Source organism: Stenotrophomonas sp. 01N47 (assembly GCF_056399165.1).
The window spans coordinates 10,927-36,247 of the sequence record NZ_JBFTQU010000007.1 but is presented as its reverse complement, the minus strand read 5'-3'; the positions used below and the strand labels follow the sequence as shown (position 1 = coordinate 36,247).

Below are 25,321 nucleotides of genomic sequence, written 5' to 3'. Positions count from 1 at the left end.
TCGCGCAGGGCAGGCGCTGGAGCGTGCCTTCTTCATACAGCTTCCTCGAGAATGATATCGGCGATGCGCTCGGCGGCATCGACCTTGGCCAGGGCACGCGCGGCTTGCGCCATCTGCATGCGGCGGGCGGGATTTTCGGACAGATCACGCAGCAGCGCGGCAATGCCGTCTGCCAGCGTTTCGTCCTGCTTCAGCAATACGGCTGCATCGCGCTCGACCAGGTACTCCGCATTGCGGGTCTGGTGATCGTCGACAGCAGCGGGGAATGGCACCAGCACGCTGCCGATGCCGACCGCGCAGAGTTCGGCCAGCGTGGACGCGCCGGAACGGCACACCACCAGGTCGGCCCAGGCGAAGGCTTCGGCCATGTCGGCGATGAACGGTGTGACCTCGCCCTGCACGCCGGCCTTGGCATAGGCCTCGACCGCTTCGGCATGCAGCTTCTCGCCGCTCTGGTGACGCACCACCACCGGCACCCGCGCACCAAGGCTGGCCAGAGCCTGCGGAACGCCACTGTTGAGCGCGCGTGCGCCCTGGCTGCCGCCCAGCACCAGCAGGCGCAGCGGACCGCTGCGATCGGCCAGCCGCTGCTGCGGCGGCGCGACGGCGGCGATTTCGGCGCGCACCGGATTGCCCACGAACTCTTCGCGTGCAGCGAAGGTGCCAGGGAACCCGGTCAGCAGGCGGCGCGCGTAGCGCGACAGGATGCGGTTGGTCAGGCCCGGCGCGCGGTTCTGTTCGTGCACGATCAGCGGCAGGCCGTGCAGGCGCGCGGCCATGCCACCGGGGCCGGAAGCGAAGCCACCGAAGGCGACCACCGCACGCGGCTGGCGATCACGGATGATCAGGCCGGCCGCACGCAGCGCGCGCATCAGGCGCCACGGCGCGGCCAGCAGAGCCAGCTTGCCCTTGCCACGCAGGCCGGTGATGGCCAGCGTATCGATGGCGATGTCGTGCTGCGGCACCAGGCGGGTTTCCATGGCGCCATCGGCGCCCATCCAGGTGACCGGCACGCCACGCGCGCGCAGCACGCGGGCCACGGCCAGGCCCGGGAAGATGTGCCCGCCGGTACCACCGGCCAGGATCATCACCGGCCGGTTGTTGTTCTGGGCCGCGCTCATCCGAGCCTCCCGAAGGTGGGTTCGACGCGCGACTGCAGGCGGCTGGTGCCACGCACGGCGGCCGGCTCGGCCGCGGCCGGTTCGGCAGCCATCGGCACGTTCTTCGCCACCGGTGCAGCAGAAGGCTCGGCGGCGGCAGGGCCGGCAACATCGTCGGCAGCGCCCATGCGCACGGCCTGGCGGCGCTCGGCGCGCTTCAGTTCATAGGACACGCGCAGCAGCAGGCCCATCGCCACGCAGGTCATCAGCACCGACGAACCACCCGACGAAATCAGCGGCAGGGTCAGGCCCTTGGTCGGCAGGATGCCCAGGTTCACGCCGATCGAAACGAAGGTCTGCATGCTGATCCACAGGCCGATGCCGAAGGCGATGTAGCCGGAGAAGTGGCGCTTCATTTCCACGCAGCGCATGCCCAGCCAGAAGGTGCGGCCGACCAGCAGTGCGTACAGGGCCACGATCACGCAGGTGCCCAGGAAACCGAATTCCTCGGCGGTGACCGAGAAGATGAAGTCGGTGTGCGCCTCGGGCAGGTAGTACAGCTTCTGCACCGAATTGCCCAGGCCAACGCCGGTCCACTCGCCGCGGCCCACCGCCATCAGCGCGTTGGACAGCTGGTAGCCGTCGCCCTGCTGGTCGGCCCACGGGTCGAGGAAGGAGGTGATGCGGCGCATGCGGTACGGCTCGATGATCGCCAGCGCGCTCATGCCGACCAGGCCGATCACCACCGGCATCGACATGCGCGGCATGTTCACCCCGCCCAGCACCAGCATGCCGGCGGTGATCGCCAGCAGCAGGGTGGACGAGCCGAAGTCGGGCTGCAGCAGCAGCAGCACCACCAGCGCACCGGCCACGCCCAGCGGCTTGAGCATCGCCGGCCAGGTCGCGTTGACCTCGTCGCGGAAGCGCACCAGGTAGCTGGACAGCCAGACGATGTAGAGCACCTTCACCGCTTCGACCGTCTGGAACTTGGAGATGCCCAGGTTGATCCAGCGGCGGGCACCGTTGACGCTGCTGCCCAGGCCGGGCACGAACACCACCACCAGCAGCGCGAAGCAGCCCAGCAGCAGCATCTGGTTGTACTGCTCGATGGTCTTCAGTTCGGTACGCGCGGCGAAGATGGCCAACACGATGCCGACCGCCAGGAAGATCAGGTGGCGGTTGAGGTAATAGAACGGGCTGCTCATCAACGCGATCGAGCTGGACGCGACCATCACCACGCCCAGCCCGGTGAGCGCGATCATCGCGCCGAGCAGCCACCTGTCGTAGCTGCCACCGATGGCCTCAAGGCGTGTTGCCTGGTGCGACAGGTCATTCATCAGCGTACCTTCAACGTGGCCAGGCCGATCAGCACCAGCACGACGGAGATGATCCAGAAGCGCACGATCACGCGCGGCTCCGGCCAGCCCTTCAGTTCGAAGTGGTGGTGGATCGGCGCCATGCGGAACACGCGCTTGCCGGTCAGCTTGAACGAGGCGACCTGGATCATCACCGACAGCGTTTCGATGACGAACACGCCACCCATGATCACCAGCACCAGTTCCTGGCGGGTGATCACCGCGATGGTGCCCAGCACCGCGCCCAGCGACAGCGCGCCGATATCGCCCATGAACACCATGGCCGGATAGGTGTTGAACCACAGGAAGCCCAGCCCCGCGCCAGCGATCGCCGCACAGATGATGACCAGCTCACCGGCGCCCGGAATCTGCGGGATCTGCAGGTAGTTGGCGAACACCGCGTTGCCCGAGGCATAGGCGAACACGCCCAGCGCGCAGGCCACCAGCACCGTCGGCATGATCGCCAGCCCGTCCAGGCCGTCGGTCAAGTTGACCGCGTTGGAGAAGCCGACGATCCAGAAATAGGCAATGGCCACGAAGCCGATACCGGCCAGCGGCAGCGCCACCGACTTGAACATCGGGATGTAGAAGGTCAGCGCCGCCGGTACGTCGGCGGTCTGGAACAGGAAGATGCCCGCAGCCAGGCCGAAGATCGACTGCAGCAGGTACTTCCAGCGCGACTTCAGGCCGTTCGGGTCGCGACGGACGATCTTGATCCAGTCGTCGTACCAGCCGATGGCGCCGAAGCACAGCATCACCGCCAGCACCAGCCACACGTAGCGGTTGCGCAGGTCGGCCCACATCAGCACCGACAGGGTGACGGTGAGCAGGATCAGCGAACCACCCATGGTCGGCGTGCCGGCCTTGGAGAAATGGGTCTGCGGACCATCGGTCCGGATCGGCTGGCCGCCCTTGAACTGGGCAAGCTTGCGGATCATCGCCGGGCCGAGCCACAGCGACAGGAACAGCGCCGTCAACGCGGCAAGGATGGCGCGGAACGTCTGGTAGTTGAACAGCCCGAACAGGCTCTCCAACTGCTGCAACCATCGAGCCAGTTCATACAACATGCGGGGATTCCTCTCCTTGCGCCAGCAGCGCTTTGACAATCGTGTCCATGGCGCTGCCACGGGAACCCTTGACCAGGCAGCGCACGCCGGCGTGCAGCGCTTCCTTCAGCGCCTGCGACAGCGCGTCATGGGTGGTGAAATGATGTCCGCCCTCGCCAAACGCAGCGGCGGCAGCGGCGCTGAGCGGGCCCAGCGCATACAGGCGCTTGAGGCCGGCGGCACGCGCGCGGATGCCCGCCTGTGCATGCAGCGCCTCGGCGTCGGCGCCCAGCTCGCGCATGTCACCCAGCACCAGCCAGCCCTCTTCCGGGGCGGCGGCCAGTGCGTCGATGGCGGCGGCCAGCGAACCAGGGTTGGCGTTGTAGCTGTCGTCCACCAGCACCGCGCCGTTGTGCAGCTGATGGGCGATCTGGCGGCCCGGCACCGGCTGCGCTTCCGCCAGGCCGGTGGCCACCAGTGACAGCTCGATGCCGGCGGCAAGCGCCAGGCTGGCGGCGGCCAGCGCATTGCTGATGTTGTGGCGGCCCGGCAGGCCCAGCACCACGCCCGCCTCGCCCATCGGCGTGACCAGGGTGAAGCGGCTGCCCTGCGCACCGGCGCGGATGTCGCGCGCGGTGACGTCGGCGGTGTGTTCCAGGCCATAGCGCAGCACCCGGCAACGTGCCGGGGTACCGATGAAATGCTGTTCGAACCAGCGCCCGTAGGCATCGTCGGCGTTGATCACGGCCACGCCATCGGCAGGCAGCGCGGCGTAGATCGCGCCCTTGGTCACCGCCACGCCGAGCAGGCTGCCCATCCGCTCCAGGTGGGCCGGGGCGATGTTGTTGACCAGGGCATAGCGCGGGCGCGCGATGTCGGTCAGGTAGGCGATGTCGCCCGGCTTGCCGGCGCCCATCTCGTAGACGGCGTAGTCGGCATCTTCCGGTGCGTCGATCACCGCCAGCGGCAGGCCGATCTCGTTGTTGCGGTTGCCCGGGTTGGCGTAGACCACCTTGTGCGCGTGCTGGGCCACCTGCTGCAGGATCGCCAGCAGCAGGCTCTTGACGCTGGTCTTGCCGTTGCTGCCGGTGATGGCGAACAGTTCGGTCGCGCGGTCGCGCTGCATGCCGGCGGCGATCTTCGCCAGCGCGCGCTCGCTGTCGGCCACCAGCACCTGCGGCAGGTCCAGCGGCAGCAGGCGCTCGACCAGCAACGCGCTGGCGCCACGTGCCTGTGCGTCGGCAGCAAAATCGTGGCCGTCGAAGCGTTCGCCACGCAGCGCCACGTACAGGCTGCCCGGGCCAAGGCTGCGGGTATCGTTGCTGATGGCGTCGATGGCCACGTCGTCGCCGTGGATCTCGCCACCGGCCCAGTGCGCGATCAGCGAAAGCAGGGTGCGCTTCATGCCGCGCCCTCCCCGGTCTGGGCTGGGCCCTCTTCCGCGTCCTGCGGCCGGGCCACTAGCGCATCCATGCGCGTCGCTAGAACACCGGCCTTGGCAGCCAGTGCGGCAGCGGCCACTTCGGTGTCGTCGAAGTCATGCCGCACGCCATTCACTTCCTGGTAGGGCTCGTGGCCCTTGCCGGCAATCAGGATGATGTCGCCGTCACCGGCGCGCTTCACCGCCAAGCCGATCGCACGCGCGCGGTTGCGCTGCACGGTCACGGCAGAGGCATCGGTGAAACCAGCCAGGATGTCGGCCACGATCACGTCGCCATCTTCGCCACGCGGGTTGTCATCGGTGACGATGACCTGGTTGGCCAGGCGCTCGGCAATGGCAGCCATCTGCGGGCGCTTGCCGGTATCGCGCTCGCCACCGCAGCCGAACACGCAGAACAGCGTGCCCTGCAGGTGACCGTGCAGGCTGTCCAGCGCCTGTTCCACCGCGTCGGGGGTATGTGCGTAATCAACCACCACGGTGGGCAGGCCGTCTTCGCCGCCCAGGCGGTTCATGCGGCCACGGATCGGCTGCAGTGCCGACAGCACCTCGGCGATGCGCGGCAGCGGATGCCCCAGCGCATGCAGGCTGCCAGCCACGGCCAACAGGTTGTCCACGTTGAAGCGGCCCAGCAGCGGCGACTGCACCGCAGCGCGCTGGCCGTCGATGATCAGCTCGAAACCGATGCCGCGGCCGTCCAGCTGCAGCGCTTCGGCGCGCACGCTGGCACCGTCGGCACCACGCGAGCTCAGGCCGATGGCCTGCACGCCCGCCGGCAGGCCGGCGAACAGCTGGCGACCGAACGCATCGTCAAGATTGATCACCGCCGCCTTCAGGCCCGGGCGATGGAACAACCGCGCCTTGGCCGCGCCGTAGCTGGCCATGTCGCCGTGGTAATCAAGGTGATCGCGGGTGAGATTGGTGAACACCGCCACGTCGTAGTGCACGGCATCCACGCGGCCCTGGTCCAGCGCATGCGAGCTGACTTCCATCGCCACCGCGCGCGCGCCATCGTCGCGCAGCTGCGCCAGCAGTGCATGCATCTGCAGCACCAGCGGGGTGGTGAAACCGGTCGGCTCGACCGCACCATAAAGTCCGGCGCCCAACGTGCCGATACTGCCACTGGGCGTACCGAGCAGGTGCCAGGCCTGGGCCAGCAGCTGCACGGTGGAGGTCTTGCCGTTGGTGCCGGTCACGCCAACCATGGTCATCGCCCGCGAAGGCGCGCCATGGAACTGGTCGGCCATCGCCCCCAGACGCGCGCGCAGGTCCGGCACGGCGATGGCATCGGCCGGCGCAGGCAGTTCGGCGGGCGCCGGCGCTTCGAACAGGATCGCGCCGGCACCGGCAGCACGCGCCTGCTCGACAAAGCCCAGGCCATGCGCGCCGAAACCGGCGATGGCAACGAAGGCATTGCCGGGGCGCACGGCACGGCTGTCCAGCACCAGGCCGGTCAGAACGGGATCATGGCCCGCCAGGGCCACGTCCGGAAGCAACTGCGAAAGCAACATCGAAGGGCTCATTGCGTGCCTCCCGTCGCGGGCGGCACATGGGATTGCGCGCTGGGCAGCGCGGCATCGAATTCAGCGGCGGCATCCACCGGCAGTGCGGCTTCGGCCGGCGGTACCGGCAGCACCGAGGCCGAATGCCCGATCTTTCCGGACTGCTGGGCAGCCAGCCACGACTGCAGGTCATCCAGCGGCACGTCCATCAGGCGCAGGGTGCCTTCCATCACGTTGTGATAGACCGGCGCCGACACCAGGCCGCCGTAGAACTTGCCGCCCTGCGGATCGTTGATGACGATGACGGTGGCAAAACGCGGATTGGTGGCCGGCACCACGCCGGCGAACAGCGCGTTGTAGTGGCCGCGCTCGTAACCACCGGGGCCGGTCTTGCGCGCGGTACCGGTCTTGCCGGCCACGCGATAGCCCAGTACCGCCGCCTGCTTGGCGCCACCCTGGGTAACCACCGTTTCCATCATCGCCACCACCTGCTTGGCGACGTTCTCGTCGATGATCTGCTGGCCTTCGTTGCGCTGGCCCTTCACGAACGTCGGCGCGATCAGCTTGCCGCCGTTGGCCAGCGCCGAGTACGCGGTGGCGATCTGCAGCGGCGTGACATTCAGGCCATAGCCGTAGGACATGGTCGTCTTGGTGGTGCCCGACCAGCGGGCCGGACGCAGCACCACGCCACCGGACTCACCCGGGAAACCGCTGTGCGGGACCGAGCCGTAGCCGAAACGGCGCACACCGTCGTAGAACACCTGGTCGGGCATCTTCGCCGCAACCTTGGCCGCACCCACGTTCGAGCTGCGGGTGATCACGCCGGTGACGTTCAGCACGCCGTTGTTGCGCGGCACATCGCGGATGGTGAAACGCCCCAGGGTCATGTAACCCGGGTTGGTATCGATGACGGTGTCCTTGGTCACCGCACCGGCCTGCAGCGCGGTGGCGATGGTCAGCGGCTTCATCGTCGAGCCCGGCTCGACCAGATCGGTCACCGCGCGGTTGCGGCGCGTGTCCGGCTGTGCGTTGGTCAGCGAATTGGGGTTGTAGGTCGGCAGGTTGACCATGGCCAGGATCTCGCCGGTGGTCACGTCCATGATCACCATCGAGCCGCCGGCCGCCTTGTTGGCCACCAGCGCGTTGCGCAGTTCCTTGAAGGCCAGGTACTGGATGCGGCGGTCGATGCTGAGGGTCAGGTCCTTGCCCGGCTCGGCGGCGCGCAGCAGATCACTTTCGACCGTCTCGCCCTTGCGGTTGCGGATCACCCGCTTGCCGCCGGGCTTGCCGCGCAGCCATTCGTCGAAGGCCAGCTCCAGGCCTTCCTGGCCACGGTCGTCGATGTTGGTGAAGCCCAGCACATGCGCCATCGCTTCACCCTGCGGGTAGAAGCGGCGGAACTCGCGCTGTGCCGCCACGCCCGGAATCTTCAGTGCGACCACGCGCTCTGCCTCGTCCGGATTGATCCGGCGGCGCAGGTACATGAATTCCTTGTCCGACTTCTGCGACAGGCGGCTGCTCAGCTCGTCCACCGACATGCCCACCGCCTGTGCCAGCTCGGGGATGCGCTCGGGCGAACGCAGCAGGTCCTGCGGGTTCACCCAGATCGAAGCGACCGGCGTGGACACGGCCAACGGCTCGCCGTTGCGGTCGGTGATCATGCCGCGCGAGGTCTTGATCGGCAGTTCGCGCAGGTAACGCGCTTCGCCCTGGCGCTGGTAGAAATCGCTGTTGATGATCTGCACGTAGGCGGCACGACCGACCAGCGACACCGAGCACAGGCCGAGTGCCAGGGCCACCCAGCGCAGGCGCTGGCGCAGGTTGAAGGCGTTGCGGGGACGGTTGCGGCCGGTCTTGCTCATGGGCGCACCACCACGACGTCGGCGGCTTCGGGGAACTTCATGCCGAGCTTTTCGCGGGCGATGCTGTCCACGCGGTTGGCTTCGGCCAGGGTCGCCTGCTCCAGCTGCAGGCGGCCGAATTCGATGTTCAGGTCATCGCGCGCGCGCTCGGCGCGCGACAGCTCGATGAACGTCTGCCGGTGACGGTGACGCACGAACACGACGCCGATCGCCGAGGCCACGGTGCAGGCCAACAGGATGATCAGCAGCAGCCGGCTCATGCATCGGCCTCCCGCTTCTGGGCCACACGCAGCACGGCGCTGCGGGCGCGCGGGTTCATCGCCAGTTCTTCGTCGGTGGCCTTGATGGCGCCGCCGATCAGGTCCAGGGTCGGCACGAAGGCCTGCGCCTCGGGCAGCCGGCGGTTGGCCGGCGGTGCCTTGGCCAGGCGGTTCATGTACTGCTTGACGATGCGGTCTTCCAGCGAGTGGAAGCTGATGACCGCCAGCCGGCCACCGGGCTTCAGGCGCTCCACCGCCGCGTCCAGGCCGGCTTCGAGGTCGGCCAGTTCGCGGTTGATGTGGATGCGGATGGCCTGGAAGCTGCGCGTGGCCGGATGGATCTTGTCCTTGCCGCGCGGCATCACCGAGGCGATCAGCTCGGCCAGTTCGGCGGTACGGGTGAACGGCTGCTTTTCGCGGCGGGCCACGATGGCGCGGGCGATGCGCCGGCTCTGCCGCTCTTCGCCGTAGGTCCACAGCACGTCGGCGATCTCACGATCTTCCACGCGGTTGATCCACTGCGCAGCACTTTCGCCACTGTCCGGGTCCATGCGCATGTCCAGCGGGCCGTCCTTGCCGAAGCTGAAACCACGCTCGGCCACGTCCAGCTGCGGCGAGGACACACCAAGGTCGAACAGCACGCCGTCCAGGCCTTCGGCGGTCTCGTTCCACTGCAGCAGCTGGGCGAAGCTGCCACGGAAGATCGACACGCGCGGGTCCGGCGCGAAATCGCGCTCGGCAACGGCAATGGCTTCCGGATCCTTGTCCATGACCAGCAGGCGTCCCTCGGGACCGAGCTGGGTGAGCACGCCACGTGCATGACCGCCACGACCGAACGTGCCATCCAGATAACGTCCGTTTTCGATCACCCTCAGGCCTTCCAGGACCTGGGTGTACAGGACCGGCAGATGCACCGCCGGCGACTGCGACACCGGAAGGTGACCGGTCTGCGCTTCTGGGCGCATCCGGGCACCCCGGCTCACAACTTCAGGTCGAGCAACCCATCACCCAGATCCTCATCAGACAACGTCTGCTGGATCAGGGCCCGATGCGCCTGCTCGCTCCACAATTCGAATTTGTCGCCCATACCGAGCAATACCGCCTTCTTCTCAATGCCCACCGCACCGCGGTGGCTGGCGGGAATGCTGATGCGACCGTTGCCGTCCAGCTCCAGGTGGGCGGCTGAACCGACCAGCTTCTGCTGCAGCAGACGTACGACGCGCTGTGTGTTGGGTTTGGACATGACGTCGTCGCGCACCCGCTCCCATTCCGACTCGGCATACAGCCACAGGCAGCCCGATTCGAAGGGGTTGTAGGTCAACACGAGACGGTTGTTGCTGACGCGCGCAACGAGGTCGCGGTGAGCGGTGGGAACCGCCATGCGTCCTTTGTCGTCAACTGTGATGGCCGTCTCGCCCTGGAACACGACGCCTGCACCTTATCCTTCGCCCGGTGAAACATTGAACCACGAAAATCCACAAAACACCCGGATTTCCCTCTGATGCCCACCTTAGCAGCGGCCCAAGGGTTGTCAACAACTTTTCAGCAGGGAAATCGCCAGCCGCATCAATGGTTTGCGCCGATGTTTAGAGAGTTGTTCAAGGTTTATCCACAAGTTGCTGATCCGTCTCAATTTTTGAGATTGAACGGAAGTTCAGGGGTGTGGAGGGCGCGTGAAACATGGGCTGCGCATTCATGCAGAACGGGCCGAAAGCGACGTCGGACTGCGCAAACCGGGCACAATGGCGCCATGTGCCTGCTTGCTATTGGCTGGTTGCACCACCCGCGCTGGCGGCTGGTGATGGCCGGCAACCGTGATGAGTTCCACGCCCGACCGACTGCAGCCCTGGCCCCCTGGCAGGATGAGACGTCGGTCATCGGCGGACGCGACCTGCGCTCCGGCGGCGGCTGGGCCGGGGTGGGTGCCGGCGGCCGGATGGCGGTGGTGACCAACGTCCGCGATCCGCAGGCTTCCCAGACCGGGCCATCGCGTGGCGCCCTGGTGGCCGACTACCTGCGTGGCCGCGATCCGGCGGGTATACATATAGAACGCCTGGCCGGGATCTCCGCTGCCTATGCCCCGTTCAACCTGCTGCTGGCCGATGGCCACAGCCTGGAGTATCTGGGCAACCACCCGGCCGAGCGGCAGACGCTTGGCCCGGGCGTGCATGGCATGTCCAACGGCGCGCTTGATGCGCCCTGGCCGAAGACCCGGCGGCTGATGGATGCGCTGTCGGCGTGGCTGGAACAAGACGGGGTCGGATCCCTCTCCCGACGGGAAAGGGCGCTGACCCCAGACCTGACCCCACTCTGGGATGCCCTGGCCGACGAACACCGGCCGGCCGACAGCGACCTGCCCGATACCGGCATCGGCCTGGAACGCGAACGCTGGCTCAGCCCCGCCTTCATCCGTGGCGACGATTACGGCACCCGCGCCAGCACGGTGCTGCTGATTGACGCGAACGGCCACGGCGAAATCCACGAGCGGCGATTTGGGCCGCAGGGTGTACCCAGCGGACAGAGCCACGTCATTTTCTGACCTGGAGATGCCCGACATTGGCCGGCCCCCCTTGCCAGCGGGGTAGTGCCGGCCGCTGGCCGGCAACCTCCGGATCTTCGGGCGGGTCACGCGGCTGCCGGCCAGCGGCCGGCACTACCCGCAGCGCGCTGCCGCGACACAAGGCCGCCAACGGCGTCATTCAGCTTTCCGACGCAGCGCCTTTCCGCCCGCGCCACAGGGCCTGCGCCGCTGCAGTCACCCCACTGTGCCCTTTTTGCGTTTGGCACTGTGTCTATAAATGCCGCCCTCAGCCTCTCAAGGTGGTCCTGCCCGGCGCCATGCCGCGCGATCCACACTCACAAGGAGGCCCCATGCGCCGCATCCTCATCCTGCTCGCCACCCACGTACTCACCCTCGGCCTCGGCTTCGGTCTGGGCGTGTATTTCCTGCCCATCCTGATCGCGCCCGACGATCCGCCGGTCGAGCAGGTACAGACCGCGATGGCCGACGCCACTTATCGCACCACTTTCCGTCGCGACCTCAAAGGCAGTGACGCGGTGCACTGGGCCGATGGCAAGGTCAGCGTCAGCGCCCGTCAGGTCGCCTTCGACGGCAAGATGGGCCCGGGCCCGGACTACAAGGTCTACCTGGTCCACGACTTCGTCGACAACAAGGCCGACTTCCTGAAGATCAAGGCCAAGGCCAAGCGTATCGGCGAGGTCAAGACCTTCAACCGCTTCCTGGTGGATGTGCCGGCCGATGTGGACGTGGACGAATTCACCACCGTCGTGGTGTGGTGCGAGCGCTTCTCGCAGTTCATTTCAGCCGGGCAGTACCGGAAGCCGGGCTGAGGCTGGACATCATCCGGGTAGTGCCGGCCGCTGGCCGGCAGCCGCACGATGCGTCTGCAGATGAAGAGGTTGCCGGCCAGCGGCCGGCACTACCGGATCCACGCCATGCGTGGATGCACGTGGATGGAATGAAGGGGCGGAGCCGGCCGATAAGCCGGGTTCTGTCGTGGACAGTCATTCCTCTAGGCGTTACGTCGCCGCAACGCTCAAGCAACCTACCCGGATCCAACGCGGGCCGCGCCAATGGATCCCTATTTGGTCTTGCTCCAGGTGGGGTTTGCCGTACCGGTCTGTTGCCAGACTCGCGGTGCGCTCTTACCGCACCATTTCACCCTTACCGGCCTTCCGAAGAAGACGTAGGCGGTATCTTTCTGTTGCACTTTCCGTCGGCTTGCGCCGCCCAGGCGTTACCTGGCACCTTGCCCTATGGAGCCCGGACTTTCCTCGGCACCCCCGAAGGGATGACGCGACTGTCTGGCCGACTCCGCCGTGCGCATTCTACCGCACGCGGGCCTGCCCTGCCGGGTTGATCGCGGCGCGCGATTCATCCATCCACGCATGGCGTGGATCTACCGAGGCTTCGCACGCCCCATCAAGGCCGCCCGCGACTCCAGCTCCACCGTCACCGTCAATTCGCGCGACTGCGGCTTCATGCCGTCCCATTCAACCCGGCGCAGCCTCACCTCCACCCGGTCACCTGGATTGCGGGATTTCAACGCCTGCCCAATACCGAAGACCGTCTTCACCCGGGTGCCATCCACCGCCAGCACTTCATCCCCCATGCGCACGCCGGCCCGGCGCGCGGGACCGTCGTCGGGCTCGGCTTCAACCACGGCAGGGCCACTCATCTGAATCCCCAGCACCGGGCGCAGCGCATCATTGCGCAGATCACCCTCACCGGCCCGGTCGCGCGCAAGCTCGGCCGCGCCCAGCAAGGCGTCGTCCAACGCTGCGTCGAAATAGGGCGCGTTATCCACGAAGGCCCCGCACTGCCACTGCGCGCGTTCGGGCAGCTGCATGCGACCAGCGCGCAGCGCCAGTTGCAGGTCGCGCCACTGCGTCGCGCTGACGTACCGCTGCTGGGTACTTACTACCTGCTGGTACGCCGCCTCGATCGTTGCGCGGTTGTCGGCGTCCACCTGCAGGCAAGCGTCGTACGACTCCAGAACATCGCGCGCCATGCGGTACATCACGTAGCGACTGTAGTTCCGGGCCGGATCCAGCTGCTTGATGCTCACCAGACCGGGGTCGAACAGCGCGTAGCCGATGTAATCCCGGCCCAGATCGGCCTCGGTCATGGCCTCGATGTCGTCGCCTGCGGTGACCGGGGCGGGCGCGCCAGCCAGGGCAAGCAGCAATGACAGTCCGTTTGCCAGCATCTTTTTCCTCCATGAAGAACTACGGGACCTCCCCCGACGCCCCAAAACTAACACCTCAACCCTTGTTCCAAATTGTCGGTATTTACTTCATTTATACCGACACTATGGAACAATCGCCCAATGACCGACCCACTCGCCATTGCCAAGGCCTTGATCCAGCGCACGGGCGCGGCACGCTCGCGCGATCTGGTCCGCGCCGGCGTAGCCCGCGCGCAGCTGTCGCGACTTGTCGCCGCTGGCAACTTGCAACGGCTGTCCCGGGGCGTGTACATGCTGCCCGGCCTGGCTTCGGCGGAAGGACAGGAGGGACTGCAGGTTGTCGCCGAGCGCACTGCTTCGCCGCGACTGTGCCTGCTGAGCGCCCTGCGCCAGCACGGCCTGACCACCCAGACACCCTTCGAAGTCTGGATTGCCATTGGCAACAAGGATCGTGCGCCCCGTATCGACTGGCCGCCTCTGCGGGTTGTCCGCATGTCGGAAAAGACACTGGAGGCGGGGCTGGAACCACTGCAGGTCGGACGCCGGCACGTGCGCACGACCTGCGTGGCCAAAACCGTTGCCGACTGCTTCAAGTACCGGAATCTGGTGGGTATGGACGTTGCCATCGAAGCGCTGCGGGACGCGCTGCGCGAGGGCGCGACCACCGTGGATGAGCTTTGGAGGTATGCACGCCTCTGCCGCGTTGCCAGACTGATGCGCCCCTATCTTGAAGCGCTGGCATGACCTCCACGCCCTCCTCAGACCGCATCCGCTCCATACGGCAGCGGCTGCGTGACCGCGCACGGGAGCGCGACGAAGACTTCCAGTTCGTACTGGATCGCTTCGCGGTAGAGCGGATGCTGTACCGGCTGTCGATGTCCCCTTACCGGCAGCAGTTCCTGCTGAAGGGCGCGATGCTTTTCGCGATATGGTTCGACGTTCCTCATAGGCCCACCCGTGATGCCGACTTCCTGGGGCACGGATCGTCTGATCCCCAGCAGCTGATACGCATCGTGCATGACCTGTGCGCGATTGAACTGGACGATGGATTGCAGTTCGATGCGGCCTCGGCTGCCATCGAATCGATACGCGAAGGCTCCCACTACCAGGGACTGCGCATGCGACTGTGCGCTCAGTTGGGCAATGCCCGCTGCCACGTCCAATGGGATGTCGGGTTCGGCGATGCCGTCCATCAGCCGCCGCCTGAATGCAACTACCCGGTACTGCTCGATGAGTTCCCGTCACCCCGATTGCGGGTCTACCCGCGGGAAGCCGTCTTCGCCGAGAAACTCGAAGCCATCACAGTACTGGGCATCGCCAACAGCAGGATGAAGGACTACTTCGATCTGCTGGCGCTGGCGCGCGAAGGTGAAATGGCAACCTCCTCACTGAGCGAGGCGATTCGCGCAACGTTCGAACGCCGCGGTACACATTGGCCGCAAGCGCTGCCGTTCGGCTTGTCGAAGGCATTTGCCGACGATGCGCAGAAACAGGCGCAGTGGAGAGCCTTCCTGCGCAGAAATCGCCTGTTGGCCCCACCCTTGGACGTAGTGATAGGTGAAATCAGCACCTTCATCCGCACGCTGCACACGTAACGACCCTCGGGTGTCTGAGGTCGGAGCCCCTGCAGGGGTCCGACCCCGCGCATCAACTGCCGTACAACGCCTTGCGCGGTGCGCCGGTCAATTCGGCCGCCAGCTTGGCGGCGGTCGACGGCGGCAGGTGCTCGCTCAGCTTGGCGTAGACCTGACGGCCATGGGCCAGCTGCGCCTCGGCATCATCGCCAGCGCCCTGCACCATCACCACGAACTCGCCCTTGCGCTGGTTGTCGTCCGCTTCCACCTGCGCCAGCAGCCCGGCCAGGTCGCCGTCCAGCACGGTCTCGAACAGCTTGGTCAGCTCGCGCGCCAGCACGGCCGGGCGCTCGCCGCCAAAGATCGCCGCCATGTCGGCCAGGGATTCGGTAATGCGGTGCGAGGATTCGTAGAACACCATCGTGCGCACTTCGCCGGCCAGCGCCTGCAGGCGATCGCGGCGGCCGCTGGCCTTGGCCGGCAGGAAGCCCTCGAACGTAAAGCGGTCGCTGGGCAAGCCGGCCACGCTCAGCGCGGCGATGGCGGCGCAGGCGCCGGGAATCGGGCTGACCTTGATGCCGGCCGCGCGCGCCGCACGCACCAGCCGGAAGCCGGGGTCGCTGACCAGCGGGGTGCCGGCATCGCTGACCAACGCCAGCGATTCGCCTGCCTGCAGGCGGGCCACCAGGCGCTGGGCCAGCGCCTCTTCGTTGTGCTCGTGCAGCGCCACCAGCGGCTGCTGGATGCCGAAATGGGACAGCAGCTGGCCGCTGCGGCGGGTGTCCTCGGCGCAGATGGCCGCCACCGAACGCAGCACGTCCTGCGCGCGCGGGCTCAGATCGGCCAGGTTGCCGATCGGCGTGGCGACGACATACAGGGTTGGGACACTCATTTCAGCGGTACTCACGGGGCAAGGGTAGAATCCTAGCGTGTACCTGGCCAAGGCCGCTGCCCTCATCGCATGGACCCGATCATGAACAAGCCCGCCGCACGCATCTCTGCCCTGTCGCTGTCGTTGATGCTGCTGGCCGGTTGTGCCACCACCAGCCTCGTCAGCGCGCCCGAATCGCCGGCCCAGAGCCAGGCGCTGGCGCTGATCGAACAAGGCAAGCCGCGCGACGCCGCCCTGCAACTGGAAGCGTTGGCCGCCACCCTGCGTGGTGGTGCCCGTAGCAACGCCCTGGCCGATGCGGCCTGGGCCTGGCATCTGGCCGGCGACAGCGCACGCGCGCGCAGCCTGCTGGGCCAGGTGACCGCCCGCCAGGTGAACGGTGCCAGCCTGCAGCGCTACCAGCTGGCCAGTGCCGAGCTGGCGCTGGCCGACAAACAGCCGGCGCAGGCGCTGGCCCTGCTGAAGGATCATGGCGACAGCGTGCACCCGAGCCTGCGCACGCGCTGGTCGCTGGCCCGCGCCAATGCCCTGCAGGCTACCGGCGATGCCTTCGGCGCCGCCACCGAACGCGCCCGTGCGCACGCCGGTCTGGCCGGTGCTGCGCGCAACGAGAACCAGGCCGCCATCTCCGGCCTGCTCGGCACCCTTGACGATGCCACCCTGCGCAGCCGTGCCGCCGCACTGCCGGCCAATGACCCGTTGTACAACTTCGCCGGCCGCGCGCTGATCGCCCGTGGCCTGCCGCTGCCGCGCCCGTTCGATCGTGATGGCGCCGCCCAGTTCGACACCAGCAAGCGCCCGCCGGCCATGAGCGATGGCTACCGCCCACCGGCCAAGCTGGCGGTGCTGCTGCCGCTCAGCGGCCGCCTGGCCACCGCCGCGCAGCCGGTGCGCGATGGCCTGCTCAGCGCCTACTACGGCGAAACCCGCCGTCGTCCGGAGGTTAATTTCTTCGATACCGCCGGTACCCCGGCCGGTGCGCTGGCCGCGTATGACAAGGCCGTAGCGTCCGGCGCCGACTTCGTGGTCGGCCCGCTCGGCCGCGACGAAGTGGATGCCGTGTATGGCCGCCAGCAGCTGCCGGTGCCGGTGCTGGGCCTGAACCGCGGCAAGGATGCACCGCCGGCCGGCAGCGCGGGTTTCTCGCTGGCACCGGAAGACGACGGCATCGTCGCCGCCGAATACATGCGTGGCCGCGAGCGCAGCAAGGCGCTGGTGATCAACAGCAGTGACGACACCGGCCGTCGCGCAGCGGCCGCGTTCGCCCAGCGCTTTGCCCAGCGCGGTGGCAGCGTCGCCGCCACCATCGCTGTCAGCGAAACGGTGGGTGATGTCAGCGCGCAGGTACGCAACGCCGGCGCAGTCGATGCCGTGTTCCTGGCCGTACGTGCACCGCAGGCCCGCCTGCTGGCCCCGCAGCTGGCGCTGGCCGGTGCCGGCGGTGCCACCCGCGTGGGCACCTCGCAGCTGACCACCGGCAGCGGCAAGGTCGAAGAAGACGTGGCGCTGGACGGCATCATCTACCCGAACGAAGCCTGGAACGTGCGCAGCGTGTCCGGCGTGCCGTCCGCTGCCCAGGTCGCGCAGACCTTGCCCAGTGCGCGCGGCGCCGCCAGCCGCCTGTTCGCCTTCGGCGCCGATGCGTGGAAGATCAGCGCCTACCTGGACAAGCTGGCCACCGAAGGCGGCCTGGACGGCGCCACCGGCACGCTGTACCTGGACAGCAACGGCAATATCCTGCGTCAGCCGGCATGGTCGACCTTCAGCGGTGGCCGGCCGATGCCGATCGCCGGTGGTCGCTGAGCACCTGCAACGTGGCTCGGCGGTGGAAGCCGCCGCCGAGCAGCATCTGCAGCAGGCTGGGTTGCAGCCGCGCGCGCGCAACGTGCGTTATCGCGGCGGTGAACTGGACCTGGTGATGGATGACGCCGGCACCGTGGTCTTCGTGGAAGTGCGCTACCGCGCGCGACAGGACTTCGGTGGCGGCGCGGCCTCGGTCGATCCGCACAAATGCCGCCGCCTGATCCACGCTGCGCAGCTGTACCTCCAGGACCATCCCGCCATGGCCAATGCGCCCTGCCGCTTCGATGTGGTTGAAGCCACGGGTGAACCACCGCAGCTGCATTGGCTGCGTGATGCGTTCCGGCTGGACGACTGCTGATGGCTACCCTATGCCGGCCAGCGGACGGCACTACCAGAGCCGATGCCTGATGCCCTCGATCATCACCCACGCGGCGGTGCCACTGGCGTTGTGGTGCGCCGCTGATCGCGGCCGCATTCCACCGCGCCTGCTGGGCGCCGGCGTGATCGCGGCGATGCTGCCCGACGCCGATGTACTCGCGTTTGCCCTGCACATTCCCTACGCCGATGCGTTCGGCCATCGCGGAGCCAGCCACTCGTTGCTGTTCGCCCTGGTGCTCGCCGTGTTGGCGGCGGTGTTGGCGTTCTTTGGTAGCCGCCGACCTGGGTCGGCGCCGCTCAGCTCCGGTAGTCGCCAACCTTGGTTGGCGGTGCTGTGCCAACCAAGGTTGGCACCTACCACGGCAAAGCCAACCTTGGCATCTACCGTACAAGCGGCGGCGTTCGTGTTCGTCTGCGCCGCCAGCCATCCATTGCTGGATGCGTTGACCTCCGGCGGCCTTGGCGTTGCGCTGGCCTGGCCCTGGAGCGAACACCGTTTCTTCGCGCCCTGGCGCCCGATCCGCGTTTCGCCCTTCGCCGCGCAGTTCTTCAGCGCGCGCGGCCTGGCCACGCTGCTGTCGGAACTGCGCTGGGTGTGGCTGCCGCTGGCCGGCACTGTCATCGCCTGGAAACTGATTCACCCTGCCCCCGCTGCCCCTCGAGATCTGTCATGAGTACTGCCCTGCCCTCCGCATTGGTTGCCGAACTGTCCGCCCTGCTGGGCAGCGACGGCTGGCGCATGGATGACGGCGCACTGGAAGCAAACGCGCAGGACAACTCCTGGCGCCACCAGCGCCCGGCTGCCGTGGCACTGCCGGCAGATATCGAACAGGTGCAGGCGCTGGTGCGCGCCTGCCGCACGCATGGCGTGGCACTGGTCGCGCGCGGTGCGGGCACCGGCACCACCGGCGCCGCGGTGCCACTACCGGGCAGCATCGTGCTGTCATTCACCCGCATGGACCGCATCCTCGAGATCCGCGCCGGTGACCGGTGCGCCGTGGTGCAGCCGGGCGTACTCAACGGAACGCTGCAGCAGGCGCTGGCACCGCACGGCCTGTTCTGGGCACCGGACCCGTCCAGCGCCGAGATCTGCAGCATCGGCGGCAACCTGGCGTGCAATGCCGGTGGCCCGCGCGCGGTGAAGTACGGCACCAGCCGCGACAATGTGCTCGGGCTGGTGGCGGTGACCGGCGCAGGCGACCTCATCCACTGCGGCGGCGCCTATACCAAGGACGCCACCGGCTACGACCTCACCCACCTGCTGGTGGGCAGCGAAGGCACGCTGGCGCTGATCGTGGAAGCCACGCTCAAGCTCACCCCGCTGCCGGTCACCCAGGCCGGGCTGCGCGTGCTGTACCGCGATGCCGATGCCGCCGCCGCTGCCGTGTCGCGGCTGATGTCGCAGCCGGTGGTACCCACGCGATTGGAGTTCATGGACGCGCGCAGCCTGGAGCTGCTGCGGCTCAACAGCGCCGACGTACCCGAGGCGGGCGCGATGCTGCTGGTGGAAGCCGACGGCGACCACGACACCCTGCCCTACCTGCTGCAGGCACTGGCCACCGCCGCCGAGGGCGACGGCCTGCTGGCGCTGGACGTGGCCATGGAAGGGGCCGCACGCGAGAAACTGTGGGCCGCGCGCAAAGCGCTGTCGCCCGCGCTGCGCAGCATCGCCCCGGGCAAGATCAACGAAGACGTGGTGGTGCCAGTGTCGCGCATACCCGACCTGGTGGCCGGCGTGCAGGCGCTGGCGCGCGACTACACGCTGACCATCGTCACCTTCGGCCATGCGGGCAACGGCAACCTGCACGTCAACATCCTGTACCACCCCGACGACGCCGACGAAAACGCACGCGCGCATGCCGCGCTGCCGAAGATCTTTGAGCTGACCTTGGCGCTGGGTGGCACGCTGTCGGGCGAACACGGCATCGGCCTGGCCAAGCGTGATTTCATGGCACAGGCCTTTTCATCGGCCACGCTGGCGGCGATGCGGGCGATCAAGGCCGCGCTGGACCCGGATGGCATCCTCAACCCCGGCAAGGTGCTGCCGCCGGCGTGATGGCCGCCGGGCATGGCCTGGCGCTACCGATGGCCAAGGGTCGGATCCTATCGCAACGACGATGGGCTCTGGCCCCATCATTTGCGCCCACCGCACTGTAGAGCCGAGCCATGCTCGGCTGCGCTCCGGTCAGTTCACGAAGAACTCGCTGAACACTCGATCACTGCCGATGGTCGTGTTTCCGCTGCCGCCGCTCAGTAGTAGTTGGCCACCAGCACCGCCTGGCCAATGATCTCGCCGGCCAGCAACGGCTCGCTTGGCAGGCGGATGTAGCGCGCGGTGAACGGAATGCGTTCACTGGCACCGGTGGAATCGGTATGCGCCCACACGCGCCCCATCGGCAGCGGCAGGCCGTTGTGCAGCACCTGCAGGCCCACACCCTGCGCGCTGGAGCCTGCCGCAGGTACCAGGATATCGCTCATGTTGCTGCGGTCGGTGGCGTCATGGATTTCCAGCGACACCGGGCGGCCGGGAACACCACAGTCCATCTGCACAGTGAAGTCCTTCGCACCACCGGTACCAGTGGCGTCCAGCGCAGCGGCACTGATGGGGTCGAGCACGGGGCTGGCATCCATCAGGGCGCAGGTGGTGCCCTGGAACTCATAGCCCAACTCGAAATGGAACTCGGCCGAGCCGGAGCCAAGCACCTGTACCGAGCCAAGTGGGCGCTGTGTCTGCGGTCGCATTGGGCCACCGCGGGAGTAAAAGCGCAAGGTCGCTTGCATGCGATTTCCCGCCGCTTCGAAGGACCACGATGAATCACGCATCGCATCGATGGCACCTTCCAAGCCTTCACTGCCATTGTCTGGCTCATTCCAGAAACTCAGCACTACCAATGGAGAATCAGGACTGAGTTCGTAAGCAGGCTCGGAATCGATGTCACGAACATACGTCAACCCCATCAGCCTTGGACGCAGAATGGCATGCTCGTCGCTGTCGCACTGGTAGGTGATGATGGGGGTGCTGGCAGTATGCAGCAGCACATCCGGCCCATGCACGAATCGCACCGGTACGGTCTGCGCGTAGGTCACGCTGGGAACATCCGGCACGCACGCTGCGTGTGCCGTGAAGCCAAACGACGTCAGTCCGGCCAGCGTCACTGCCCGTGCAAAGTGGGTAACACCGTACATGATGGCTCCAGGGTGAAAGGTTGAAGCCATGCATGGTGCAGTTCAAACGGGTACAGGACCATGCAATTTGTTGCGAAATGCTGCGAACGGCAAAGCGTGGCATTCGCGAACCAAGCGCGTGCGCGTGCGTGGTGAGAGATGTGCAGCTTCACGCCGCTTGTGGAGGCGAGCCTTCGAGACATCACGACCCCTGCGCGCCTCAGCCGAGCATGGCTCGGCTCTACAACAACGCAGTCGAGCAAGCTCGACCCTACTCGTAGTCGGCGGTGACGGTGATTTCCGAGTGCACTTCACCGGCCTGCAGCCCAGGCCACCTGCTGGGTCCGCCACTCGCATGGCGCCGGGACTGGAAGGAACGCTCCAACGCGCCGTGGCTGCGCCCCCTGCCTCGGGCGCCTCAGCGATATGTAGCCGTCAGCACTGCTTCGCCTACGATGGCACCCGGCTTCAGTGTACCGGCGGTGCGAACGATGCCCATCCATACATTGAGTGGCTCTGCGGATGCGGACAGAAGACCGGCATTACGGTGCCTCAGCCCCACTGCAACCGCATCCTGTGAGGGGCTCGTACCGCCGCGAGGTGCGCTGACTGAATGCAGAAAACCGATCAAGGCGAGCGCGGGCCGAGGCTATAGACGCTGTAGGTCCTGCCATCATCGGAGGCGATCTCCCGCTCGTAGGTCAGTCCGGTCAGCGGTAGATCCACGACGAAGGCATTCGTTCCAGGATCACACTGGAAGGGATCGATGAGTGTTGCACCCGATTGGAGCACAAACCTCCGGTCAGGCAGGTCGAGGTTGGGCATCGTCATGCTGACCGTCACGTCCTGGTCGCCTGGATTCAGCCGCATGCACGCCGCCCCTGCTGCGCCTGGCAACAGCCACGCCAAGGTCAATGCGGCAAGCGCTGCTCTCCGCGGAGGTCGCGCGTGCCGCAACAGCCACCCGCTCACAGATAGTCCGCCGTCACCACCACCTCGGTCCGCACCACGCCGGCGTTGATGCCACTGGTGGACGGCAGGTAGTAGCCGGCACGCAACGGATAGGTGGCCGTGGCGCCACTCACCACCAGATCCACACTGTCGCCCTTCGTCAGATAGGTGGTGCCGGTGGCCGCTGCCAGCAGCGCAACGCTTACCCCGGTGGCGGCATCGGCGGCCGCAGTGTTCTTCCAACGCAGCGCGTCGCCATCGGCGGCGGTGCCGTCGAAGGTGAGGGTGGCCTTGGTAACGCCGATGCAGCCAGTGAAGTTCAGTGCACCGGCCTTGAGCGCGTTGTCGCCGACGGTCATTTCGTTGGCCTTGACCGGGTCCAGGGATATCTGCGCGTCCGCCAAGGTGCAGGTGCCGGGCAGTACGCGACCGGTAATGGTCAGCGTGGCCGCGAAAGCGGCCGGGGCGATACAGGCCAGCAGGAAAGCGATGGCGATACGGGTGGGGAAAGCAGTGGAAGCGTGCATGGGATGACCTCGTGATGGAACGACGGAAAAGGGTTCAAGGTGCGTCGGTGGTGGCAGCCTGCAGGACCGCCTGCAGGCCGGGCGATAACGCGGGGTACGGCGTGCACACCGCCTGGGTCCAGGACAGGCCGTACGCGTCGGCGGCGGCAGGCGTGGTGTATTCCAGGCGGCAGCGGTGCGGGCCGTCCGGGTCCACGATCAACGCGCCGCTGTCGTTCGCGCCGCGCAGCTGGATCACGCCGCCCTGGCCCACCGCGCCCATCGGCTGGCCGTTGTCATCCACGACCCGCGCAGCGAACGGCAACGGCTGGCCGAGCGCATCGGTGGCATCGATGAACAGCGTGCGCTCGCGCGTGGCGGTGAACGCCACCCGCACGATGCTGCCCGCGGTGGGCGCCACGCGCTGGGAGGTCTGCAGCAGCTCCACCTCCAGCGGCAGGCCGGACGGGTCCAGGTCGATCTGGTTCCAGCGATAGGGGCTGACATGCGGCAACAACGCGTAGCCATTGCCGGCCACACGGATCGGGTCGCCATAGCCCACTTTCGCCCCTTCGGCGCCCTCGGCCTGGACCAGCACGAAGCCCTCGCCCACCGCGGGACCGAAGTTGATGCCACCCGCGTGCAGCGCCACGCTGCCAGCCGCCCCCAGGTTGAGGCTGCGGTAGCGTTGGGCCTGGCTGTAGCCCGCGTTCAACGCAACGGTGCCGCCCTGGTAAGCAACATAGGTGTCAACGCTGCCCGACTCGGCGGCCGACCGGCTGGCCGTGGCGCTGTAGGTCAGTGCGCGTGATTCGCCCAGCGCACCTGCGACCCCCAGCTGAAGCTTGCCACCCTGGCCGGAATGGCCCACCTGGGTGGTCGCACGTGGCGCACTCGGGCTTCGCCCCAATGGCACGCCAAAGGTGAAGGTGTAGCGGGTGTCCTGGCGACCGTCACCGAGGCGATAACGCATTGCTGACAGGCTGTAGTTGGCGCGGCCCAACGTACTCTGGAAGCCGAGCTGAAAGTCGTTCTGCCGCTGCGTGCTGTCCCAGTAGGCCACATGGCCGCCGCTGAGGTACACCGAGCTGCGCGCGCCAAGCCGCTGGGTGAAATTGACCTGGTAGCGCTGTCGCGCACGCGTGCTGTAGCCCCACGCATCGTCGTGCGCGCGCGCGGCATCGTTGAGGGTGAGGTAGCCGCGCGTGCTGTAGCGATAGGCGGCAAGACCGACGTTGGTGCCTGTTCGTGCAACGTAGCGCTGGAAGTTCAAGCGGATGCTGTTGCCGGTCACCGCATCGTCTCCGCGCAGACGCGCGCGCGAGTGGGTCACATCGGCACCGAAGGCGCCGATCGCGGTGTTGATGGCTGCACCGGCCAGCACCGACTGGTACGCCTCACCCGCCTGCGCACCGCCGAGCAGGGTCAGGCGGTTGCTGATGCCACGCGCGTAGGTGCCTTCGGCAAACCGCAGGGGCTCCACGTTGCCGCCGGCATCGCGCAGCACGCCAGCCGTGGCACTGAAGCGGGAAGAGCCGACCCGCAGTGCCTGTGGCACCGCAGAAAAACTGACCGAGAAGCGCTGTTCGCGGCCGTCGGCCTCGGTCACGGTGACAACCAGGTCGCCACCGAAGTTGGTCGGATACAGGTCTTCGATCAGGAACGGACCCGGCGCGACATTGGCCTCGTGGATGATGCTGCCGTTCTGGTGAATGCGTACCACCGCATTGCCTTCGGCGATGCCGCGTACCGCCGGTGCATAGCCGCGCAGTGAATCGGGCAGCATGCGTTCGTCGGTGGCCATGCGCATGCCGGTGAACGCCACGCTGTCGAACAGTTCGCCACCGGTATTGCCCTGTCCGAGCAGCAGCTGGCTGTTCCACTCTGGCAGGTCGCGTTGCAGGTGGCTGCTGATCACGTCGTGATGGGTACCGCGCTCGCCCTGGTTCACTGATGCACGATGGCGCAACCGCCACGCGCCCAGGTTGAGGCCGGCACGCAGGCCCAGGTAGCGGTTGTCGCGCCCATCGCTGCGGTGCTGGTTGAAACTGTAGTCGATGAACCCGGCGTTGATGCCGCGGTCGCGCTGCGCCGGGGCGACATACCCGCGCGCATGCTGTGCCTGGGCGGCCTGCGGCACGCTGATATCCAGCTGCAGGCTGCTGCTGTCGAAGGCCACGGTTGCGCCTTCAACCAGTGCCGGCAGATCCATACAGGTGGCGTCCTGCGCTGCCAATGCGTCCAGATAGGCCGGCTTCAACGATAGATGGCCTGCCAGCTCGGCGGGCAGACAGGCCGTGGCGATATGCGGGTCACTGGAGGCGACGAAGGAGATGTCGCGTGCCAGCAGAAACTGGCCATTGACGTTCACTTCCACCGCGTAGTCACCGGCGGGCAGTGGATTGCCATTGGCATAGCGTGACATGTCGATGGCGTCGCCACCGAGCAGGAAGCCTTCGCTGAACTCGATGGCCGGCTCGGGCGATGCCCATGCAGGTGCGGCCAACACCAGTGCAATGGCTGCCGACAGGGTGCGAAGCGGGGCGGAAACAGACAGGTGCATGGCAATGCCCGGCTGAACCCGGACGTCGTGCAATGGGGAGAAGTGGGAGGCTAGGCCTGCGATGCCACCAAGGCCATGCAATTTATTGCAAACGATGGGCAACGCAACTTGTCCTAGCCCAACCGGTTGAACACGTCGAAATGCCTGGTCCGGCCGTGCGACATGCAGAAACGTCGCCTTCGGAATGATTTCAAAGCCAACGTCGCCCAGGGTCTTT

23 protein-coding genes and 1 other RNA gene are annotated in these 25,321 nt (G+C 67.1%); 8 read left to right on the top strand and 16 right to left on the bottom strand.

Going from position 1 to position 25,321, the window contains the following annotated elements:
- Positions 1-32: 32 nt before the first annotated feature.
- The 9 genes from murG to mraZ are packed head-to-tail and all read right to left on the bottom strand — an operon-like array spanning position 33 to position 9,989.
- A complete protein-coding gene (gene murG, locus AC1DKR_RS14760; protein ID WP_478033337.1) occupies positions 33-1,121 on the bottom strand; it encodes an undecaprenyldiphospho-muramoylpentapeptide beta-N-acetylglucosaminyltransferase in 1,089 nt (362 codons plus the stop codon).
- Positions 1,118-2,437 carry a putative lipid II flippase FtsW gene (ftsW, locus tag AC1DKR_RS14755; RefSeq protein WP_478033336.1) on the bottom strand — a complete coding sequence of 440 codons (1,320 nt, stop codon included), beginning with the start codon at positions 2,435-2,437 and terminating at the stop codon, positions 1,118-1,120. Before ftsW ends, murG begins: the two co-directional genes overlap by 4 nt.
- Positions 2,437-3,522, bottom strand: a complete 1,086-nt coding sequence (gene mraY, locus AC1DKR_RS14750) for a phospho-N-acetylmuramoyl-pentapeptide-transferase (RefSeq protein WP_025876592.1) — start codon at positions 3,520-3,522, stop codon at positions 2,437-2,439. The genes ftsW and mraY overlap by 1 nt, the downstream gene beginning before the upstream one ends.
- Entirely contained in the window at positions 3,512-4,906 is a 1,395-nt protein-coding gene (locus AC1DKR_RS14745) for a UDP-N-acetylmuramoyl-tripeptide--D-alanyl-D-alanine ligase (RefSeq protein ID WP_478033335.1), read from the bottom strand. The genes mraY and AC1DKR_RS14745 overlap by 11 nt, the downstream gene beginning before the upstream one ends.
- A complete protein-coding gene (locus AC1DKR_RS14740) occupies positions 4,903-6,462 on the bottom strand; it encodes a UDP-N-acetylmuramoyl-L-alanyl-D-glutamate--2,6-diaminopimelate ligase (protein ID WP_478033334.1) in 1,560 nt (519 codons plus the stop codon). The genes AC1DKR_RS14745 and AC1DKR_RS14740 overlap by 4 nt, the downstream gene beginning before the upstream one ends.
- Positions 6,459-8,303, bottom strand: coding sequence for a peptidoglycan D,D-transpeptidase FtsI family protein (locus AC1DKR_RS14735; protein WP_313251870.1), 1,845 nt, complete (start codon positions 8,301-8,303; stop codon positions 6,459-6,461). The genes AC1DKR_RS14740 and AC1DKR_RS14735 overlap by 4 nt, the downstream gene beginning before the upstream one ends.
- Positions 8,300-8,563, bottom strand: coding sequence for a cell division protein FtsL (gene ftsL / locus AC1DKR_RS14730; RefSeq protein ID WP_025876599.1), 264 nt, complete (start codon positions 8,561-8,563; stop codon positions 8,300-8,302). Before ftsL ends, AC1DKR_RS14735 begins: the two co-directional genes overlap by 4 nt.
- A complete protein-coding gene (gene rsmH / locus AC1DKR_RS14725) occupies positions 8,560-9,528 on the bottom strand; it encodes a 16S rRNA (cytosine(1402)-N(4))-methyltransferase RsmH (protein WP_025876600.1) in 969 nt (322 codons plus the stop codon). Before rsmH ends, ftsL begins: the two co-directional genes overlap by 4 nt.
- 14 nt (positions 9,529-9,542) lie before the next feature.
- The gene (gene mraZ / locus AC1DKR_RS14720) at positions 9,543-9,989 is read right to left on the bottom strand and encodes a division/cell wall cluster transcriptional repressor MraZ (RefSeq protein WP_025876601.1); all 447 of its coding nucleotides are present in this window, start codon (positions 9,987-9,989) and stop codon (positions 9,543-9,545) included.
- A 324-nt stretch (positions 9,990-10,313) separates the two neighbouring features.
- Here mraZ and AC1DKR_RS14715 point away from each other — a divergent pair, with 324 nt between their 5' ends.
- Positions 10,314-11,102 (top strand): NRDE family protein, encoded by a 789-nt coding sequence (locus tag AC1DKR_RS14715; RefSeq protein ID WP_312786599.1) that lies wholly within the window; start codon positions 10,314-10,316, stop codon positions 11,100-11,102.
- 332 nt (positions 11,103-11,434) lie between these two features.
- Positions 11,435-11,914, top strand: a complete 480-nt coding sequence (locus tag AC1DKR_RS14710) for a DM13 domain-containing protein (RefSeq protein WP_478033333.1) — start codon at positions 11,435-11,437, stop codon at positions 11,912-11,914.
- 134 nt (positions 11,915-12,048) lie between these two features.
- Here AC1DKR_RS14710 and rnpB read toward each other — a convergent pair.
- Both rnpB and AC1DKR_RS14700 read right to left on the bottom strand, forming a co-directional pair.
- An RNA gene (gene rnpB, locus AC1DKR_RS14705) (RNase P RNA component class A) lies at positions 12,049-12,400 on the bottom strand.
- An 83-nt stretch (positions 12,401-12,483) separates the two neighbouring features.
- Positions 12,484-13,293 (bottom strand): PDZ domain-containing protein, encoded by an 810-nt coding sequence (locus AC1DKR_RS14700; RefSeq protein ID WP_478033332.1) that lies wholly within the window; start codon positions 13,291-13,293, stop codon positions 12,484-12,486.
- A gap of 120 nt (positions 13,294-13,413) precedes the next feature.
- On the opposite strand from AC1DKR_RS14700, the gene AC1DKR_RS14695 reads away from it, so the two are divergent.
- Together AC1DKR_RS14695 and AC1DKR_RS14690 are read left to right on the top strand one after the other, a co-directional pair.
- On the top strand, positions 13,414-14,016 hold the full coding sequence (locus AC1DKR_RS14695; RefSeq protein ID WP_108267210.1) for a type IV toxin-antitoxin system AbiEi family antitoxin domain-containing protein: 603 nt from the start codon (positions 13,414-13,416) through the stop codon (positions 14,014-14,016).
- Entirely contained in the window at positions 14,013-14,867 is an 855-nt protein-coding gene (locus AC1DKR_RS14690) for a nucleotidyl transferase AbiEii/AbiGii toxin family protein (RefSeq protein WP_108267212.1), read from the top strand. The genes AC1DKR_RS14695 and AC1DKR_RS14690 overlap by 4 nt, the downstream gene beginning before the upstream one ends.
- A 52-nt stretch (positions 14,868-14,919) precedes the next feature.
- On the opposite strand, the gene rsmI is transcribed toward AC1DKR_RS14690, so the two are convergent.
- On the bottom strand, positions 14,920-15,738 hold the full coding sequence (gene rsmI / locus AC1DKR_RS14685; protein ID WP_108267214.1) for a 16S rRNA (cytidine(1402)-2'-O)-methyltransferase: 819 nt from the start codon (positions 15,736-15,738) through the stop codon (positions 14,920-14,922).
- Positions 15,739-15,819: 81 nt separating this feature from the next.
- Here rsmI and AC1DKR_RS14680 point away from each other — a divergent pair, with 81 nt between their 5' ends.
- The 4 genes from AC1DKR_RS14680 to AC1DKR_RS14665 are packed head-to-tail and all read left to right on the top strand — an operon-like array spanning position 15,820 to position 19,975.
- The gene (locus tag AC1DKR_RS14680; RefSeq protein WP_394197887.1) at positions 15,820-17,541 is read left to right on the top strand and encodes a penicillin-binding protein activator; all 1,722 of its coding nucleotides are present in this window, start codon (positions 15,820-15,822) and stop codon (positions 17,539-17,541) included.
- Positions 17,531-17,899, top strand: a complete 369-nt coding sequence (locus AC1DKR_RS14675; protein WP_363729811.1) for a YraN family protein — start codon at positions 17,531-17,533, stop codon at positions 17,897-17,899. The genes AC1DKR_RS14680 and AC1DKR_RS14675 overlap by 11 nt, the downstream gene beginning before the upstream one ends.
- A gap of 49 nt (positions 17,900-17,948) precedes the next feature.
- Entirely contained in the window at positions 17,949-18,593 is a 645-nt protein-coding gene (locus tag AC1DKR_RS14670) for a metal-dependent hydrolase (protein WP_478033331.1), read from the top strand.
- Positions 18,590-19,975: an FAD-binding oxidoreductase gene (locus AC1DKR_RS14665; protein ID WP_478033330.1), complete on the top strand. Its 1,386-nt coding sequence runs from the start codon at positions 18,590-18,592 to the stop codon at positions 19,973-19,975. Before AC1DKR_RS14670 ends, AC1DKR_RS14665 begins: the two co-directional genes overlap by 4 nt.
- Before the next feature lie 194 nt (positions 19,976-20,169).
- On the opposite strand, the gene AC1DKR_RS14660 is transcribed toward AC1DKR_RS14665, so the two are convergent.
- The 4 genes from AC1DKR_RS14660 to AC1DKR_RS14645 form a co-directional block, all read right to left on the bottom strand.
- Positions 20,170-20,661, bottom strand: coding sequence for a fimbrial protein (locus AC1DKR_RS14660; protein WP_478033329.1), 492 nt, complete (start codon positions 20,659-20,661; stop codon positions 20,170-20,172).
- 1,050 nt (positions 20,662-21,711) lie between these two features.
- On the bottom strand, positions 21,712-21,993 hold the full coding sequence (locus AC1DKR_RS14655; protein WP_146186917.1) for a hypothetical protein: 282 nt from the start codon (positions 21,991-21,993) through the stop codon (positions 21,712-21,714).
- A 59-nt stretch (positions 21,994-22,052) separates the two neighbouring features.
- On the bottom strand, positions 22,053-22,562 hold the full coding sequence (locus AC1DKR_RS14650; protein WP_108264791.1) for a fimbrial protein: 510 nt from the start codon (positions 22,560-22,562) through the stop codon (positions 22,053-22,055).
- A gap of 34 nt (positions 22,563-22,596) precedes the next feature.
- On the bottom strand, positions 22,597-25,104 hold the full coding sequence (locus AC1DKR_RS14645; RefSeq protein ID WP_478033328.1) for a fimbria/pilus outer membrane usher protein: 2,508 nt from the start codon (positions 25,102-25,104) through the stop codon (positions 22,597-22,599).
- Positions 25,105-25,321: the final 217 nt, after the last annotated feature.